Annotated in this window: 15 protein-coding genes; 7 read left to right on the top strand and 8 right to left on the bottom strand. The window is 73.4% G+C overall.

What is annotated here, in order from left to right:
* Window positions 1-317: 317 nt before the first annotated feature.
* Entirely contained in the window at window positions 318-965 is a 648-nt protein-coding gene (locus tag UWG_RS0107435) for a TetR/AcrR family transcriptional regulator (protein WP_033196015.1), read from the top strand.
* A 306-nt stretch (window positions 966-1,271) separates the two neighbouring features.
* Here UWG_RS0107435 and UWG_RS0107430 read toward each other — a convergent pair whose 3' ends face one another.
* Complete coding sequence (locus UWG_RS0107430) at window positions 1,272-1,760, bottom strand: GNAT family N-acetyltransferase (protein WP_237720015.1); 489 nt, start codon at window positions 1,758-1,760, stop codon at window positions 1,272-1,274.
* A 161-nt stretch (window positions 1,761-1,921) separates the two neighbouring features.
* Here UWG_RS0107430 and UWG_RS0107425 point away from each other — a divergent pair, with 161 nt between their 5' ends.
* Window positions 1,922-3,052, top strand: coding sequence for a flavin-containing monooxygenase (locus tag UWG_RS0107425; RefSeq protein WP_016906571.1), 1,131 nt, complete (start codon window positions 1,922-1,924; stop codon window positions 3,050-3,052).
* A 10-nt stretch (window positions 3,053-3,062) separates the two neighbouring features.
* On the opposite strand, the gene UWG_RS0107420 is transcribed toward UWG_RS0107425, so the two are convergent.
* Complete coding sequence (locus UWG_RS0107420) at window positions 3,063-4,511, bottom strand: MFS transporter (protein WP_237720014.1); 1,449 nt, start codon at window positions 4,509-4,511, stop codon at window positions 3,063-3,065.
* Between the two features lie 19 nt (window positions 4,512-4,530).
* Between UWG_RS0107420 and UWG_RS29640 the strand changes: the two genes are divergently transcribed.
* Complete coding sequence (locus UWG_RS29640; protein ID WP_016906569.1) at window positions 4,531-5,610, top strand: GlxA family transcriptional regulator; 1,080 nt, start codon at window positions 4,531-4,533, stop codon at window positions 5,608-5,610.
* A gap of 402 nt (window positions 5,611-6,012) precedes the next feature.
* On the opposite strand, the gene UWG_RS0107410 is transcribed toward UWG_RS29640, so the two are convergent.
* Window positions 6,013-6,486 (bottom strand): ATP-binding protein, encoded by a 474-nt coding sequence (locus UWG_RS0107410; protein WP_016906568.1) that lies wholly within the window; start codon window positions 6,484-6,486, stop codon window positions 6,013-6,015.
* Window positions 6,487-7,043: 557 nt separating this feature from the next.
* Complete coding sequence (locus UWG_RS0107400; RefSeq protein WP_016906566.1) at window positions 7,044-7,409, bottom strand: STAS domain-containing protein; 366 nt, start codon at window positions 7,407-7,409, stop codon at window positions 7,044-7,046.
* Between the two features lie 482 nt (window positions 7,410-7,891).
* Between UWG_RS0107400 and UWG_RS0107395 the strand changes: the two genes are divergently transcribed.
* Both UWG_RS0107395 and UWG_RS0107390 read left to right on the top strand, forming a co-directional pair.
* Entirely contained in the window at window positions 7,892-8,494 is a 603-nt protein-coding gene (locus UWG_RS0107395) for a sigma-70 family RNA polymerase sigma factor (protein ID WP_016906565.1), read from the top strand.
* The gene (locus tag UWG_RS0107390; RefSeq protein ID WP_016906564.1) at window positions 8,491-9,687 is read left to right on the top strand and encodes a zf-HC2 domain-containing protein; all 1,197 of its coding nucleotides are present in this window, start codon (window positions 8,491-8,493) and stop codon (window positions 9,685-9,687) included. Before UWG_RS0107395 ends, UWG_RS0107390 begins: the two co-directional genes overlap by 4 nt.
* A gap of 4 nt (window positions 9,688-9,691) precedes the next feature.
* Here the strand turns inward: UWG_RS0107390 and purU are convergent, their stop codons facing one another.
* The 4 genes from purU to UWG_RS0107370 form a co-directional block, all read right to left on the bottom strand.
* Window positions 9,692-10,621 carry a formyltetrahydrofolate deformylase gene (gene purU / locus UWG_RS0107385; protein WP_016906563.1) on the bottom strand — a complete coding sequence of 310 codons (930 nt, stop codon included), beginning with the start codon at window positions 10,619-10,621 and terminating at the stop codon, window positions 9,692-9,694.
* Window positions 10,622-10,686: 65 nt separating this feature from the next.
* Window positions 10,687-11,133, bottom strand: coding sequence for an SCO4402 family protein (locus tag UWG_RS0107380; protein ID WP_420235618.1), 447 nt, complete (start codon window positions 11,131-11,133; stop codon window positions 10,687-10,689).
* 139 nt (window positions 11,134-11,272) lie between these two features.
* Window positions 11,273-13,162 carry a hypothetical protein gene (locus UWG_RS0107375; RefSeq protein ID WP_016906561.1) on the bottom strand — a complete coding sequence of 630 codons (1,890 nt, stop codon included), beginning with the start codon at window positions 13,160-13,162 and terminating at the stop codon, window positions 11,273-11,275.
* A 190-nt stretch (window positions 13,163-13,352) separates the two neighbouring features.
* A complete protein-coding gene (locus UWG_RS0107370; RefSeq protein WP_016906560.1) occupies window positions 13,353-14,744 on the bottom strand; it encodes an NsdA family TPR-like regulatory protein in 1,392 nt (463 codons plus the stop codon).
* Window positions 14,745-15,144: 400 nt separating this feature from the next.
* On the opposite strand from UWG_RS0107370, the gene UWG_RS0107365 reads away from it, so the two are divergent.
* Both UWG_RS0107365 and UWG_RS32995 read left to right on the top strand, forming a co-directional pair.
* A complete protein-coding gene (locus tag UWG_RS0107365; RefSeq protein ID WP_016906559.1) occupies window positions 15,145-15,795 on the top strand; it encodes a bifunctional DNA primase/polymerase in 651 nt (216 codons plus the stop codon).
* Window positions 15,796-16,134: 339 nt separating this feature from the next.
* A complete protein-coding gene (locus UWG_RS32995; RefSeq protein WP_157838540.1) occupies window positions 16,135-16,347 on the top strand; it encodes a hypothetical protein in 213 nt (70 codons plus the stop codon).
* Window positions 16,348-17,304 lie beyond the last annotated feature (957 nt).

Below are 17,304 nucleotides of genomic sequence, written 5' to 3'. Positions count from 1 at the left end.
GGGGCTCGGGGCTCGGGGCTCGGGGCTCGGGGACGAGTGTGAGCACCCCCAGCAATTCCCCAACCCCCCACTCACCCCATCCGAATTGCACCCGCCCAATTCCTCATTACAATCCACCCCGCATTACCCCGCACTCACACCCCCGCTCACCAACCAACAACCACCCCGCCCCCCCACGCCGAGTTGCACGATTAACCGCAATCTGCAACGCCCGCCCACATCCCCTCCGGGTCACGTGCACGATTCCTCTACCGGCACCGCACCCCATTTGCCCGCCGCCGAATCGCGCCCGGATCACCCGTCGGTAAGCTGACGGCATGACAGGACAAGTTCGAACCGTCGACGGCCGCGTGGCAGGACGCCGCGGCCAAGAGACGCGGCAGAAGCTGCTGGACTGCCTGCGCGAGATGCTCGGAAGCTCTCCCTATCGCGACGTCAAGGTCATCGATGTCGCACGGAAAGCAGGCACGTCTCCGGCCACGTTCTATCAGTACTTCCCCGACGTCGAGGGTGCGGTACTGGAAATCGCGGACTCGCTCGCCAAGGAGAGCGGCTCCCTCAAGGAGTTGGTACAGGGAAAGTCCTGGGCCGGAAAGGCGGGACGCGCGACGGCGGAAGGGCTCGTCGACGGGTTCCTCACGTTCTGGCGCAGGAACGAGGCGATCCTCAGAGTCGTCGACCTCGGCGCGGCCGAAGGGGACAAGCGGTTCTACCGCATCCGCATGCGGATCTTGAACTCGGTGAACAACTCGCTCACCGAGTCCATCAAGGAGCTCCAGTCCAAGGGCCGCGTCGGCAAGGAGGTCAACCCCGCCGCCATGGCCGGCGCGCTCGTCGTGATGCTCGCCGGCGTCGCGGGCCACCAGAAGGGTTTCCAGTCCTGGGGAGTGAAGCAAGCCCAACTCAAGCCGACACTCACCCAGTTGGTGTACCTGGGCGTGACGGGCAGAAAGCCCGCGGCCTGACGCACTCCGTTCACCGGTGACGCACGGCCCCTCGCGGAAACGCGAGTTGGGAGAAGCGGTTCGGCAACCGGCCCCGCACCACCGCGGCTTCGCCTATTACTCGGGCAGGCATGGGGAGCCGCCACGAGCGAGCACACCGCCGAGGAGACGACGCCCGGACGTCCCCCGTCGGGCGAAACGCGTTGCGCACACGGCCAAGCGCTCGGAGAACCGCCTCGCGCAATCGGCGGCAAGCGACAGGGAACAGGCCGCAATTCCCCGCCCGAACACCGACCTCCGACCGAGTAACACCCGGCCCCACCGCGTCTAGAACTTCTGGTACATCACGTGCAGTCCGATGTATCCGAGTTCGGGGTGACGGAAAGCCTCGGGAAGCGTCGTCATGATCTCGAATCCCAGCGACTTCCACAGCGCGACGGCCCGAGTGTTGCTCTCCACGACGGCGTTGAACTGCATCGCGCGGTACCCCGCCCCCCGCGCCCACGCGAGGACGTGCTCCCCCAGAGCGCGCCCCACGCCCCGGCCGCTCCCCTCGGGAGCGACCATGAAGCTCGCGGTTGCCACGTGCGAGCCGCCGCCCATGTGGTTGGCGTGCATCTTCGCCGACCCGAGCACGGCACCGTCGGAGTCCTCCGCGACGACGGTCCGCCCCGGCGGCGGCACCATCCACAGCTCGCGCCCCTTCTCCTCGCCGACGTCGCGGGGATAGGTGTACGTCTCGCCCGCCCGCACGATGGCGCGGAAGAACGGCCAGACGGCTGCCCAGTCGGCGGGCTCGGTCTCACGTATCAGCACGCCGCCCAGGATGCCGCTCGGACCGCGCACCGCCAAACCGTTTCCCCGCGCCGCGACCGGCGGGCGCCCCGGCAGCGCGCACCTCCCGTGCGCCCGAGAGCGCGCCTCGCAGACCGCCCGCGGGGGAAGCCCGCCCCACCACCTAAAATCCCGGCATGCCCATGTCCGACGCCGGAACCCCCGTCCACGTCATCGGCGCAGGCCCTGCCGGCCTCGCCACGGCAGCGGCCCTCACCGCCCGCGGGCTCGGAGCGGTCGTACTGGAGCGCGGCGAAGCGGTCGGCGCCTCCTGGCGCGCGCACTACGAGGGACTGCGCCTCCAGTCCACGCGGGCGTACGCCGAGCTTCCGGGCCTGCCGCCGCAGCGGACCAGCGGCGGCCGCCTCACCCGCGACGACTTCGTCGCCTACCTGGAGCGGTACGCGACACACCACCGCGTCGAGGTCGCCACGGGCGTCGAGGTCTTCGGAATCACCCGGGCCGGGGAACAGTGGCGACTGGAGGCCAACGGCGGCCGACGCCTCACCACGCCCGCGGTCGTCGTCGCGACCGGCCTCAACCACACCCCGTACACGCCGAGTTGGCCCGGTCGCGACCGCTTCGAGGGCGAACTCCTCCACTCGGCCGACTACCGCACTCCGGCCGCGTACGAGGGCAGTGACGTCCTCGTGGTGGGGTGCGGCAGCAGCGGCACCGGGATCGCCGCCGACCTCGCCAGGGGCGGGGCCTCGCGCGTCCGCCTCGCCGTGCGCACGCCCCGCCATCTCGTCAGGCGCTCGTCGCTGGGATGGCCGGCCCAGCGCAGCGCGGTCCTCGCGCGACGCCTGCCGACGGGGCTCGGGGACCGCCTCTCCGGCCGCCTCACCCGCGTGGAGAACCTCGGGAAGCACGGCTTCCCGCACCCGCGGCGCGGTATCTGCTCGGCCGCGGCGGCGGGCGCGCCACCGGTCGTCGACGACGGCTTCTCCGGGCTGGTACGCGGAGGACGCATCGAGCCCGTCGCGGGCGTCGACCGGTTCTCCGGCGCCGAAGTCCGCCTCGCCGACGGCTCGTCCGTGCGGCCCGACGCCGTCGTCGCCGCGACCGGTTACCGCAGCGCGCTCGATCAACTCGTCGGCGACCTGGGTCAGTTGGACGGGTCCGGCCGGCCTCTCGTGCACGGCCCGCGCACTCTCCCGCACTCGCCAGGACTCCACTTCGCCGGCTTCACCCGCCCCGTCAGCGGCGCACTGCGCGAACTCGCCCACGAGGCACGCCGGATAGCCCAGGCGCTCGTCGAAGCCACCTCCTGAGCACGGCGGTTCACTCGCTGCGGCGTGCCCGCGCCGTCCCGCCGATCACGACGGACATCAACGCGGCCACGGCGCAGAGCGCCCCGGAGACCGTCCACACCTGGCCGTAGGCGCCGCTGACGTCCCGGACCGCCCCCGCGGCCCAGGCGGCGGCTCCGGCGCCCGCCTGGTGCGCGGCGAGCACCCACCCGAAGACGACGGGCCCGCGCCCGCCGAAGTGCGTGCGGCACAGGGCCATCGTGGGCGGCACGGTCGCCACCCAGTCGAGGCCGTAGAAGACGACGAAGAAGAGCATCGGCGGGTGCAGCGTGTCCGAGAGGAGCAGCGGCAGGAAGAGGAGCGAGACGCCGCGGAGCGCGTAGTAGACGGCGAGGAGCAGCCTCGGATCGAAGCGGTCGGTGAGCCACCCGGACGCGACGGTTCCGACGAGGTCGAAGACGCCGATGACGGCGAGCAGCGAAGCGGCCGCGGTGACGGGCATCCCGTGGTCGTGCGCAGCCGGCACGAAGTGGACGGCGATGAGGCCGTTGGTGGAGGCCCCGCAGATCGCGAACGTCCCCGCGAGGAGCCAGAAGACGCGCGTCCGCGCGGCGCCCGCGAGCGCGCGCAGCGCTCCGCTCGCCGCGCCCCCGGTCGACCGCGGCGGGGTCCGGTATGCGGGCCCGGCGCCGTACGGAAGCGTCCCGATGTCCTCCGGCCGGTCCCGCATCACCCAGATCACCAGCGGCACGACGAGCAGCGAGGCGGCGGAGACGGTGAGCGAGGCGACCCGCCACCCGGGCCCTTCGACGGCGAGCGCGACCAGCGGGAGGAACACGAGCTGCCCGGCGGCCCCGCCCGCCGTGAGGACGCCGCTGACGAGCCCACGCCTGGCGACGAACCACCGCGAGGTGACGGTCGCGGCGAAGGCCAGCGCCATCGATCCCGTACCCACGCCGACCAACAGACCCCAGAGCAGCAGGAGTTGCCACGAGTACGCCATGAGGACGGTGAGCCCGCTCCCGGCCGAGACCAGCAGCAGGGCCGCGGCGACGACGCGCCTGATCCCGTACCTGTCCATCAGCGCCGCCGCGAACGGCGAAGTGAGCCCGTAGAGCAGGACGTTGAGCGAGACGGCCGCGGAGATGGTCCCCCTCGACCACCCGAACTCCGCGTGCAGCGGCTCGATGAAGACCCCGGGCGTCGCGCGGAACCCCGCGGCACCGACGAGCGCGACGAAGGCGACGAACGCGACCCACCAGGCACGGTGAATACGCGGACGGCGCCCGGCCCCGGGCGGCTCGGCCCGGCGCCGGGGCACCGCCCCTGTGGGGGGCGCCGCGCCGGCGGCGGACCCGTCCTGAGCTGCGAGGCCACCGCCGGCGGGCAGGACGGGCTCTGGTGTCTGCGAGTCGGGAGTGCTGTCCACGTCGGCAGTCTCGCCCGCCAACTCCCCGCGGACGACTGGCCCGTGGGCCATGGTGTGGGAGGATCGGGCCATGAAGCAGTCGGCCGCATCGCGTCCCGCGACGGCGCCGGACGAGGCCGCACCGACGGCCCCCGAGCGGCAGAACGCCCGTCCCTTCCCCGAGCCCGGCCGCCACAAGGTCGCCGTCCTCGTGCGCCACGGCCTCCTCCCGATGGAACTCGGCATCCCGCACCGCTTGTTGGGCAAGGCGAGGGACGCAGCGGGGCACTCGCTGTACACCGTGGCCACCTGCGCGGCGGAGCCGGGCCCCGTCCGCACGGACGCCGACTTCACCGTGGAGGTGGCCCACGGTCCCGAGGCGCTCGACGAGGCCGACACGGTGATCGTCCCGGCCGCCCACGAGGACGACGGGACCGGGAGCGCGGGCCGCCTCAGCCCCCGACTCGCGGCGCTCTTCGCCCGGATACGTCCGGACGCCCGCGTCGCGTCGATCTGCACGGGGGCGTTCGCGCTCGCGGCCGCCGGCCTCCTCGACGGCCGCAGGGCCACCACGCACTGGCAGGCGGCGCCCCGGCTCCAGCGCCTCTTCCCGCGCGTCCGCGTCGACCCCGACGTCCTCTACGTGGAGGACCGCGGCGTGCTCACCTCCGCGGGCGTCGCATCGGGGGTCGACCTCTGCCTCCACCTGGTGCGCGGGGACTTCGGCGGTGCGGTCGCCAACGATGTCGCACGCCGCACGGTGGTGCCTCCGCATCGGGACGGCGGCCAGGCGCAGTTCGTCGAGGCGCCGATGCCTCCCGACGCGGACTCCTCCACCGGCGCGGCCCGGGAGTGGGCGCTGCGGCACCTCGATCGCCCCGTGTCTCTGCGGGAGTTGGCCGACCGGGAGTCGATGAGCGTCCGGACGTTCACGCGGCGCTTCCGCGCGGAGGTGGGGACCAGCCCGCAGCAGTGGATCACCGCCCAACGCCTGCTGCGGGCGCGGCAGTTGCTGGAGAGTACGGACGCGCCCGTCGAACGGGTGGCGGTGCGGGCGGGGTTCGGGACGCCGGACTCGCTGCGGCAGCATTTCCACACGTCGCTCGGCGTCTCACCCAGTGCGTACCGCAGGACATTCAGGGAGAGCACCGCGGCGGAGCACGCACGCTGAAGGGCGGGGAGCGGCGGGCCGGGCGGTCGGGTGGCGGAGCGCCGATGCGCACCCCGAGCACGGCACGGCGACCGCCACCCGGCTCCGGCGCTCAGACCCTGCCACCGCCGGAGGCACGGGAGCACCCATGGCGGTGGCTGACGCCGGACCGCGACCCGCACTCGTCGAGGAGTCCCTCACTCCTCGACGTCCCCTCGCGACGAATCGCTAGACCCAAGGGTGATCAGCCAGATACGAGACGTCAACACCTGGTCTGGACTATGCGACTTTTGCCCGTTTTACACGCGCAGTCATCGTCGGACACCCCACCGCACACCGGAAGTTGACGCCATCCTGCGCGATTCCAGGTCAACTGGCCTTGAAAAAGGGCGTATCGGCCACCGCATTGGCCAACAGCGGACACTACCGCACCAGCAGCCTCTCGAACCCCAGGTAGGTGGCACGTCCGCCCCCCTGGAAGCGTCCACGGCCGCCCGCGTCGCACGAGCCGGGCTCCACCTCGCACCAGACGCGCTTTCCCGACTCCTCCTGCTCCCAGCCCCAGCGGTCCGCGAGACCGGAGACGAGTTCGAGGCCGCGGCCTGACGTCTCGTCGCCGGACGCCCGCCGCGTACGCGGGGGGAGCCGGCTTGCGTCGGCCACCTCCAGGCGCACGGCCCCGCCGCACGCCCCGCTCATCAGCGAGAGCACCGCGTCGCGGCCGGTGTGCACCACCGCGTTGGTGACCAGCTCGGAGACGAGCAACACCAGCGTCTCGGCGAGCGGTTCGTCCGCCGCGACGCCGGCCCGCGCCAACCTGGCCCGAGCCCATCTGCGGGCCCGACCGACCTCGGCAGGGTCGGGCCCGATCTCCAGCTCTTCGTGAAGCACCTGCACCGCTCACACCATCCGAACGTGCGGGAGAGTCGTCCCGCGTCTTCTCGGCATCACGGACTGTGACCTCGATGAGGGACAGCATGGTTGAGGCATAGTTGCCGCAACAAGCGCTTCAGGCATATTCCGGCGCAAAGGATGAGCCGTAGTGCATACTGTGCGACCCGCTCGCCCACACGTCGAACACGCCCGGCCGCGCCCCTCCCCGCACGCCTGCGAACTCCCCGCCCCAGCCGCGGACCTGCACCGCTGCGAGCTGGAGCCGAAGGGTTCCGGACGGGAACTGCGCGCACCCGCGCGAGCCTACCCGAAGCACGTCCCCGCTCAATCGCCCCGCCATGGGCGGAACTCGGCGGATCGGCGCAGTTGTCAGCAGAATGCGGACGTACGGGCGGGCAGGTCCAAGGGCGGCCCGGACGCCCCGCAAGTAGGCTCCCCGGCGTCGAGTTGTTCACGGAACGTGAGTCAACCTCGCGCCGCAGCCGGGCTCCACGCGCCGGGGACGTCGTCAACCCGGCGTGACACATCGCGTCCGCGGCGCCGCCCGGTCGCCCCGCTGTTCAGGCGGAGAGCGGGCCCGCCGTGGCCTCGGAGTCGGTCGCCGCCTCCAAATCGGGAAAGCACTCGAAGAGCCGCCGTACGCCGAGCGCGGCGAGGACGCGGTTGACATGCGAGCCTTCCTCCGCCCCCTGCGCGGGGAGGATCAGGCGCAGCCGTCCGGCGCACGAGCGCATCAACCGGCGCGAGGCGATCAGCACGCCCACGCCGCTGGAGTCGCAGAAGAGCACCTCCGAGAGGTCGAGGACGAGCAGCCGTCTCCCCTCGGCGACCGCGTCGTGCACATGCTGACGGACGGCGGGCGAGGTGACCAGGTCGAGCTCGCCGCTCACCCGGAAGACCGTCCACTCCCCCCGCCGCTCCTCCATGACCTTCAACGACACGTCCCCGAATCCCCTTCACTCCTCGCGGTGCGGATACACGCGGCCGGCAGCCTGCGCCCCACCCTTCGGCTGCCCTCCCCCGCCGCGGCCACTCCCCTTCGAGAGTATGCGGTCGAGATCCGGACGCACCCGCCACCCACGGTCACGTTCCGGCAACCCTCCCCGCCTGCCCCCTCCGCGAAAGCAAGCGGAACGTGACCGACGCAATACCACCGGCGACCGGTCCAGGGGCGCACATTGCCGTAAAGGGGCGTACGTGAACAGCCCTCCGCACTACATTTGACGAGCACAGTCCGGAGGTTTCCCTCCGCCGCCACCGCACGAAGGCGCCCCGTACCGGGGGACGCCCGGCTGCGGCCCGGCGCCGGTACCCGGAACCGACGGTGATCGGAACCACGACCGGCGTCCGCGCCGGCACGAGAGACAGCGGAGACCGACGGAGCCCACCGCAGGGCTGGGGAGCCGGCATGGCGAACGACACACCGACGCGCTGGGACCGCAAGATGCAGCAGCGCCTGGTCCGCGGCGAGGCCGCCGCGCTGGGCGAGCTCTACGACCGCTTCGGCCCGCTGGTGCACTCCCTCGCCCACCGCGCACTCGGCGGCGCGGGCGGCAGCTTCGGCGAGGACCCCGTCGACCGCGTCACCAAGGACGTCTTCGCCCAGCTCTGGGAGCACCCCGAGGCGTACGACCCGCGGCACGGACCGCTCCGCTCCTGGCTCGCGGACGCCACCCGGCAGGCCGCCGAACGCCGGCTCCGCAGCCGTCAGTCGGGCTCGCCGCCGCGGACGCCGCTGGAGGCCGAGCGCGCCGAGCAGAAAGTGCGGGCCGCCTCGGCCGCGGCCCGCGCCGACTACATCGTCGGCTCGATGCCGGCGTCCCTGCGCGCCGCGCTGGAGCTCGCGTACTTCCAGCGTCAGGACTACCGGCAGGCCGCACGCCGGCTCGGCGTGACGGAGGACGAGGCGAGGCGCCGGCTGCGGCTCGGTCTCCAACTCCTGTCCACCGCCGTCCCCGAAGGCCCCGCCGCCCCACCGCGGCGCGACGGGGCCCCGGGACAGCGCCGATGAGCGGCCGCGAGTCGGCGCCCCCGGGGTCCGGCGCCGAGTGGGAGGACCACCGGGTACTCAAGTCCCTCCTCGGCGCCTGGGCGCTCGCTGCCTGCTCCGCCGAGGAGAGCGCCGCCGTCGAGGCCCACCTCCTGCGGTGCGCGCCGTGCGCCGACGAGGCGCACCGGCTGCGCGAGGCCGTCGGCCTGCTCCATCCCGAGGACAACCTCGACCTCGATCCGACGCTCCGCTCCCGGGTCCTGGAGTCCTGCCTGGACCGCAGGGCGCCGCGCGTCCCCGTCCCGGAGTGGGCAACACCGTACGACGCCGAGACCTCCCGGCTCGACGCGCTGCTCCGGGACATGGCGGAGGACGAGTGGCGCGCACCGGTCCGGCTGCGCTGGTTCGACGCGCGCGGCAGCGGGCGGGGCCGGGTCGAGGAGCGGGAGACCTCCGTGGCCCGGGTGATCGGGCACCTCCTCGCCGTCGACGGGATCGTCGCCGCCGCGCTCGGCCTCCCCGACCCGCTCGGCCTTCCCGACCCGCTCGGCCTGCCGGCGGACGCCGGCGGGCCCGTCGCACGCACCGAGGCGTACTGGCGCACCCTCGCGCGCGAACCCGGACCGCGGGAGGTGCGGGACCTGTGGCGCGAACAGACGCACGCAACGGTGCGCACGGCGTCCTTCGCCGCCTCCGAGGGTCCGGACGAGGCCGCGGAGACGGCCGAACGCCCCGTCTCCTACGGCGGGTTCACGCTGCCGCTCCGGGACGCCTTCCTCGACCGGGCCTTCGAGTGCTGGACGCACGCGGCCGACATCGCCGAAGCCGTCGCGTACCCGTACGACCCGCCGTCCTCCGCGCACCTCGCCCGTCTCGTCGACCTGGCGGCGCGGCAGCTCCCCGCCACGATCGCGGTGCGCCGGCGCGAGGGTCTCGCCGCACCACCGCGGCTCGCGCCGGCGGACGCACCGGGGCGCACCCTTCACCTGGAGGTCGAGGGGAGCGGCGGAGGGGACTGGTACATCCCGCTCGACTCGCCGCAGGCGGCCGTCTCCCACCACGAGCACGTCGCCCATGTCGCCCTCGACGGGCTGGAGTTCTGCCAGCTCGCCGCCGGCCACGTACAGCCGGAGGACGCGGCGGCAGGTCAGGACGGCGATCGCGAGGCGATCAGGGACGTCCTCTTCGCCGCCGCCTCGCTCTCCCGGCTGTGACGCCTCAGGAGAAGACGACGGTGCGGTGCCCGTTGAGGAGCACCCGGTGCTCGCTGTGCCACTTCACCGCCCGGGCGAGCGCCTGGCACTCCACGTCGCGGCCGGCGGCGACGAGCTGCTCGGGCGTGAGGTTGTGCTGCACTCGCTTGACCTCCTGCTCGATGATCGGCCCCTCGTCGAGCTCCGCCGTGACGTAGTGCGCGGTGGCGCCGATCAGCTTCACGCCGCGGGCGTGCGCCTGGTGGTAAGGCTTCGCGCCCTTGAAGGACGGCAGGAAGGAGTGGTGGATGTTGATGAGCCGGCCCGAGAGCTGCTTGCACAGGTCGTCGGAGAGGACCTGCATGTACCGCGCGAGCACGACGAGTTCGACGCCCTCCGCCTCGGCCAGCTCCAGCAGCCTCCCCTCGGCCTCCGCCTTGGTCTCCTTCGTCACCGGGATGTGGTGGAAGGGCACGCCGAAGGAGTCGACGAGCTCGGCGAAGTCGGTGTGGTTGGAGACGACACCCGCGACGTCCACGGGCAGCGCCCCCGTCCGCGCGCGGAAGAGGAGGTCGTTGAGGCAGTGGCCGAACCTGCTCACCATCAGCAGGACGCGCATCCGCTCCCCCTCGGGGTGGATCTGCCACTCCATCCGGAAGGAGTCGCCGACGGCGGCGAAGCTCGCCCTGAGCTTCTCCAGGGTGACGTCGGGGTCGGCGCTGAACTGCACCCGCATGAAGAAGAGCCCGGTGTCCCCGTCCCCGAACTGCTGGCTGTCCTCGATGTTGCAGCCGGTCATGAAGAGGTAGCTGGAGACGGCGTGGACGATTCCGCGGGTGTCGGGGCAGGAGAGCGTCAGCACGAACTGCCCGCCGTCCGTGGCGCCACCGGGCCCGCTGCCGCCTGCGGCGATGGGCTGCTGGTTCTCCGGGGCTGCGGGCTGCGACTGGCTCATGCCCCAAGCCTGGCACACCACAGGGGCCACTCGTGTCGCACGCGCCCCGCGCACGCGGGGCGGGCTCAGACGGCGCGGAGCATGATCGACAACACGTCGAGCGAGTGCGGCTGTTCGTCCGGGTCGTCACCGTCGTTGGTGGCGAGCATCACGTGCGCCTCGCGGGCGGCGCGCACCGCCTCGGGCCAGGCGTGGTGCTCGAGGTACGCGCCGGCGGGCGCGTCGGCACCGACCTGGTGGAGGATGCGCAGCACGCGCAGGACCGCGGTGTCGACGAGGGCCGCCTCCTGCGCGTCACGGAAGATCGTTCCGACGTACCTCTCCGCCGACCAGTTGTCGAGCCACGTGTCCTCGACGAGACGGTAGACGGCGTCGGTGACGTCGCCGTACCCGGCGACCCCTGCCGCCCAGCACTCCCGCTGGAACGCCGGATCGGAGAGCATGTGCAGCGCGGAGCGGACGTTGGTGCGCCAGCGCCACCAGGGCATGTCGTTGACGGGCATGCCGCCCATGGTGCTCGAACCACGGCCGTGGCGGGAAGACTTCGCGGAAGCTCGCTGCACCTGCTGCATGGCCACCGACCCTACGTTCCACATCCGGAGCCCGGCCATCCGGGCTCCCCGCGCCTCCCGCCGAAGCCGGCGCCGCGGATCACAACTGGCTGAACTCCCGCTTGTCGAGCCCGTACTTCTCGGCGGTCGGGTTCCAGAGCGACGCCGCCTCCTTCTTGGCGTTGGTCGCCGCGCCGCTCGCGCGGTTCCCGGCCGCCGCGCTGTGCGTCTGCTTGGCGTTGCCTCCCGGGCAGCCGCCCTTCCCCCCGGCCTGGTCGGCCCAGGACGCGTAGTGGCGGTCGGCCGCCTCCGAGGAGCGCCAAGCCCGGGTGAGGGCGGCCCTGAGCCGCTCGGCCTCCGGGAGCTTGTCGGTCTTCAGCTTCTCCAACCTGGTGACGAGGCTCTTGCGCTGCTGCGCCGCCGCTCGCAGATCCGAGGCGGCCTTCGGCAGCTTGGCGCAGTTCTTGATCGCCTCGACGGAACGGATCACCGCGTTGCGGCTGTTGTTGCTGTCGGAGAGGAGGCCGTCGAGCGACTTCGCCTGCTGCTCGACCGGGTCGGGCGCCTTCGACGACGCCTCGTTCCCCGCGGGTTCCGTGGGGGCCGGCGCGGCCTTCGGCCCGTCGTCGTCGCCGTCCCCGCCACCGCCGATGAGCGCCCCGGCCACGAGCCCGACGAGCACGACACCCGCGACGCCTACGCCCACCAGGACCCCGGGGTTGGCGCCCTTCCCGCGCTCCGCGTTCCGCCGCGCCGCGCGGCCCTGCGGCTCGTACTCCTCGAACGGCTCGGCGCCGAAGCCCCGTTGCTGGCCCGCGGACGCCTGGTCGAAGAGCGGGAGGCTCTGGGTGGCCGCGGCCGGCTCCTCGGAAGGCTTCGCTCCCCCGGTCGGCTCGGCGCGGAAGAGGTTGTCGAACTCGGCGAGCGGACGCCGCACTTCCTCCTCGCCGCCGGAGGGCGCGGGGGCGTACGAGGGGGGCGTGGCACGGAGGCGCTGCGTCTCGTTGTCCCGCGGGGTGTCGGTGACAGGGGGGATGTACTGCGTGGCCTGCGCGTCGGGACCTGCGGGCCGGGGTCCCGCGCTCTGCGGCGGGAGGAACTGGGTGCCGTCCTCCGAACCGCCGTACTGGGCGTCGTCGGGCGAGACGACCATCGGCGGGAGGAGCTGCGTCGACTCCGCCTCCGAGCCCTGCGGCGGCTGCGGGTGCGCCGCCTGCGGGAAGGCACCGGAACCCGGGTGCGCGGTGTCCTGCGGCGAGGGCGAGGCGTGCCGGCCGCTCGGCGGCTGCGGGCCCCCGGCAGGCTCGTGCGGGGGCGGCGCGCCTTGCGGCGGAGCCGGCGTGCCCTCGGGCGGAAGCGGCGGGGCGGGCGGCATCGGCGGGGCGCCGGCAGGCGGCATCGGCGGGGCGCCGGCGGGCGGCATGGGGCCGGAGAGGTGCGGGAACGGCGGGAGTTGGCCGCCGCCCTGTTCGGGAAGTTGCTCCGGCTGTATGCCCGGCAGACCGGACGGCGGCTGTCCCGGCTGGGGCAGCGGACCGGGGTGCCGACCCGTCGAAGGAGGCTCGGCGTCGAGCGGCGGCAGCGCGTGTCTCCCGTCCCCCGTCTCCCGCGGTACGGGCAGGCCGGGCTCCGGCTGTTGGCCTGCACCGCCCGGAGGCCGGGGGTCGTGCGGTAGCTCGTACGCCTGCTGCCCGCCGTACGCCGCGTGCCCGTACTGTCCCTGCGCCAGGGCCTGTTGCGGATCAGGGCCCGCCTCCTGGTGCCCCTGCCGGGGCGGCGCGGGCGGAGGCGCGGGAGCGTTCACGACGGCCTCGGACTCCGGGCCCCACGGCACGCCCCACGCGTGTCCGGACGTCGCCGCCTCGCGCTCGTGCTGCTGCTGCGGGGTCCACGGCTCACCGTTCGCGGGCAGCACGACACCCTCGTAAGGGGCCGCGGGCTGCGCGTCGTCGTCGGCGCTGCCCCCACCGCGTCCGTTGTGCGTCGTCACCGTGGCTCCTCGTAGGCGTGGCTGTGCTGAACCGTCGGCTCACGCTACCGGGTTCGCCCGAGACCGGACCACGCCCCCGAGGGGAGACGGCCGGAGGGGCGGCGCGCGGTGAACCGCATACCAGCCCCTCTGCGTCCGGGGCGCGACGCGCGTCACACCGCACGCGCGCCCCGGTGCCCTTCGCCGGGTCTCAAGCAGCCGCTCCCACCTCGCATCGCGCCGCGAACTCGCGCACCACCGGTTCCTCCGCGTACGGCTCCAGGCGGCGCCTGAAGTCCTCCAGGTACTCGACGCCGCGCTCCGAACGGAGCTGCCCGAGGAGTTCGGAGGCGCGCGTGCCCGTGTGGCAGGCGCGCTCGATCTCGCGCTGCTGCGCCTGCGCACCGGCGAGGAGGAGCAGCCCGATCGCGCGCCGGCGCGCACGGTCCTCCGGGTGCGCCGCGAGTGCCTCCTCCGCGCACCCGGCCGCTTCGCGCGGGCGGCCCAGGTCGCGGTGGCAGTGGGCGAGTTCGTCCGCGAGGTAGCCGCGGTCGAAGTGGGCGATCCACGGGGGGTCGTCGCCCGAGTCGGGGGCGCCCTCGGCTCGTTCGAGCGCGTCGACGGCGCGTGTGATCGCCGTCTCGCAGGCGCGCGCCTCACCGAGCAGGGCGTGCCCCCGCGCCTCCGCCGCGTGGAAGAGGGACTCCGCGCGGGGCGTGACGCGCCCGCGCGCCCCCTCCTGTGCCGCGCGGGCGAGTTGGGAGATCTCCCGCGGGTTGCCGAGCGAGGCCGCGAGGTGGCTCATCCCCGCCGCGAGCACGTATCCGCCGTACCCGCGGTCCCCCGCCGCCTGCGCCAGGCGCAACGACTGGATGTAGTACCGCTGCGCCAGGCCGTGTTGCCCCGTGTCGACGGCCATGTACCCGGCGAGTTCCGTGAGTCGGGAGGCGGCGCCGAAGAGCGCGCGCCCCACCTGCTCCTTGTACGAGCCGGCGAGGAGCCCGGAGACGACGCTGTTGAGGTAGTGGACGACGACCGGCCGGATGTGGCCGCTGCCGTAGCGGTGGTCGAGCCGGGAGAGCGCCTCCGTCATCCCCCGCACGGCCTCGACGTCGCTCATCCCGACCCGCGCGCCCGAACTCCTCGCCACCTGGGTGTCGGGCGAGGTGATCAGCCAGTCCCTGCTGGGCTCGACGAGCGCGGAGGAGGCGACCGTCGCACCCGCGAGGAAGTCGCGGCGGCCGACGTCGCTCCGCCACAGTTCGCAGACCTGCTCGACGGCGCCGAGCACGGTGGGCGCGAACTGGAGCCCCACGCCCGAGGCGAGGTGCTTGCCGTTGGCCATGCCGATCTCGTCCAGCGTCACGCTGCGGCCCAGCTTGCGGCCGAGCGCCTCGGCGATGATCCCCGGGGCGCGCCCGCGTGGCTGCTGGCCGCGCAGCCAGCGGGCGACCGAGGTCTTGTCGTAGCGCAGGTCGAGACCGTGCTCGGCACCGCACATGTTGACCCTGCGGGCCAGGCCCGCGTTGGAGCAGGCGGCTTCCTGGATGAGTGCCTGCAGCCGTTCGTTCGGCTGCCTCGCGACGAGCGGCCTTGCGGCCATGGTGTCTCCCCCTCGGGACGAAGGCTGTGCTTGATGCCTGATCACTCTGCCCAGCACAATTGCGCGTAACTCTCATCAGGTGGCAACAACGGCGAATTCACCGAAACCCTCCTCTTGCCACCGGAGAAGATGATTTCGGTCAACGCCTTCCAAGGCTTCCGCACATGCAGTAACTACCCACTCACGATGAGCGATCCGCATGCGCGCCCCCATCGATGCACCGGTGCGCCCTCCATCGGCGCAGGGCGCACACCGGGCGCACACTTCGCATGCACTCGACCACGGTGTGTACCGAGCCTTGGCGCCCCGCTGCGTCGCCGCATCCAACTCCCGGTGAGCGTGGGAACGTTGCTCCCGCGCAGCCCCGTAACCCTTGTGCGCGAGGCGAGTTGAGAGCTGTGTGACGAAGCTGGACGAGACCACGGAAGCGGCGGCAGCCCCGGTCGAGCACGCGCTCCGGTACGTGACCGAGCAGCACTGGGACGTCTCCCCCGGCACCTGGCTGGAGCCGACCGGGGGCGCACTGCGGTGCAGTTGCGGCAGCACGGCCTGCGCCACGCCCGGCGCGCACCCCGCACGCCCGCGCTGGGCCGAAGAGGCCACCGGCAGCGCGCACACCGTCCGCGCCCTGTGGAGCGAGCAGCCGGGCGCGAGCGTCCTCCTCCCCACCGGCCGCACCTTCGACGTCCTCGACGTCCCCGAGTCCGCCGGCTTCCTCGCGCTCGCCCGCATGGAACGCCTCGGCGCGACCCTCGGCCCCGTCGCCGCCACCCCTTCGGGACGGCTCTTCTTCTTCGCGCTCCCCGGCACGGCGAGGAAGGCGCCCCCGCTCCTGCGCCGCACCGGCCGGACGGCCGACGCGCTCGACCTCACCGCGCACGCCGAGGACGACTGGGTCCCCGCCCCGCCGACGAGAGTCGGCCACCGCGGCGCCGTCCAGTGGGTCCGCCGCCCCTCCACCGACAACCGCTGGCTCCCCGACGCCGACGACCTGGTCGCCCCGCTCGCCTACGCCTGCGGCCGCGGCGCGCCGTACAGGGTGGGGGCCTGAACCGGTTCTCGCCGTGGGGCGCTTCACCTTTCCGGGCGCATGGGGCGGGCGCTGCCCACCGGCGGTCGGCTTTCCGCCCTCGTGCACTGCGGCACGCTCCCCGGCAGTCCACGCCCCGTCCTACGGCGCCGCGACCGCTCACGGACGGTCGGCGCCCCGCCTTACGCGGCCCCGGCAGACTCAACGGCGCCGCGAGCACCGCCCCTGCCACCACGGGTGCCGAACAGCTCGCCCGGCGCCACGGCCGGACGAGGAACCCATGCCCCACGGCCGGCAGCATTTTCGCGGGCAGAATCGCGAAGGACGCGGAGACGGAGACGCTTCGGCGCCCCTTTCGGAGTGTCGGCACACAAGCTGATGCCGCCCCGTCGCCAGGCTGTTGTGGACGACCGGGGCGAGGAGCGGCAACAGCCGGCTGTGGTGATCATGCAGCCGCACCGACGAAGCCGCCGCACGCGGTGGGCAGCGCTGCCGCAGGCGCGGCTGCCGGTCGAGCAACTGCCCACGCCCCAGGGCGAGAAGACGGCGGCCCCCGTGCCGGCCGCGCGGTGACGCGACCGGCCGATGCCGAGGGACCGGAGCGGGCACGCGGCACGCGTCGCCGCATCCTCCAGGAGAAGCGGAACGGCCGCGCCACCGATCGCAACCGGACGTCGCCGCAGAAGAGCGGAAGGCGATGACGCACGCGAGCATTTCCGATCGCACCACGCGGGGCGTCCCGGCAACGGGGCGGGCTCGCCCCGGGGTTCCGGCCGCGGTTCGCGGTGAGGCGGATCGTGCCGCAGGTGCGTGCGCCGGGCGCCGTGCCTACGGCGGCAGCAGCGGCCCGGCGGACGGCCGTCTCCTGCCGGGAGCCGACAAGAACGGAGTGCGCGGCCGCGGGTGCAGCCCGTGGTCAAGGAAAGCCCGCAAGAGGAAGGAGCGTCCCACCGCCGACGCCGCCATGGCGGCGAAGACGCCGAGCATCGTCTCGACGCAGCGGTCTCGGGCAGCAGTTCGGCGAGGGGCACCCTCGAAGAGCCAGTCACGACTGCGGCGGAAGACCCGAGAGCGCCCGTCCGAGCAACAACGCCGCGAGAACACTCGTGACGACGAAGCCCACCGCGGCGCCCCACCGAGAGCGCCGCTGCCGCGAAGAGTTCGGGCGCCCAAGAGGCGCCGAAGACCGGCGGCCCCCGACGACGCCGGGTGCCGGACATCGGCCACCGCCAACGGTGTACACCCGTACCCCCTGGCAGAGCAGGCAGAGCGACCCGGGCGCAGTCGCCCCCACCATCGTTGTACGGAACGCCACCACGACGGATGCCGTACGACCGCCTCCCAGCCGACCGATCGGCACCGGCCGCGTAGCAGCCCGGCACGGCGTGGTCCACGAGGTGTGGAGCGCGCAGGCCCCGGTTCCGGGCCGAACTCCCGCTCGTGAAACGGGTGGAGCGGCCGAAGCAGCACCGGCGCCACCGTCGCCCGGAACGTGAGCAACCACGTCCGGCCCCGCCCCGCAACAGCCGG

It is taken from the genome of Streptomyces xiaopingdaonensis, assembly GCF_000262345.1.
Taxonomy (GTDB): domain Bacteria; phylum Actinomycetota; class Actinomycetes; order Streptomycetales; family Streptomycetaceae; genus Streptomyces; species Streptomyces xiaopingdaonensis.
This window is presented reverse-complemented; position numbering and strand designations above follow the sequence as displayed.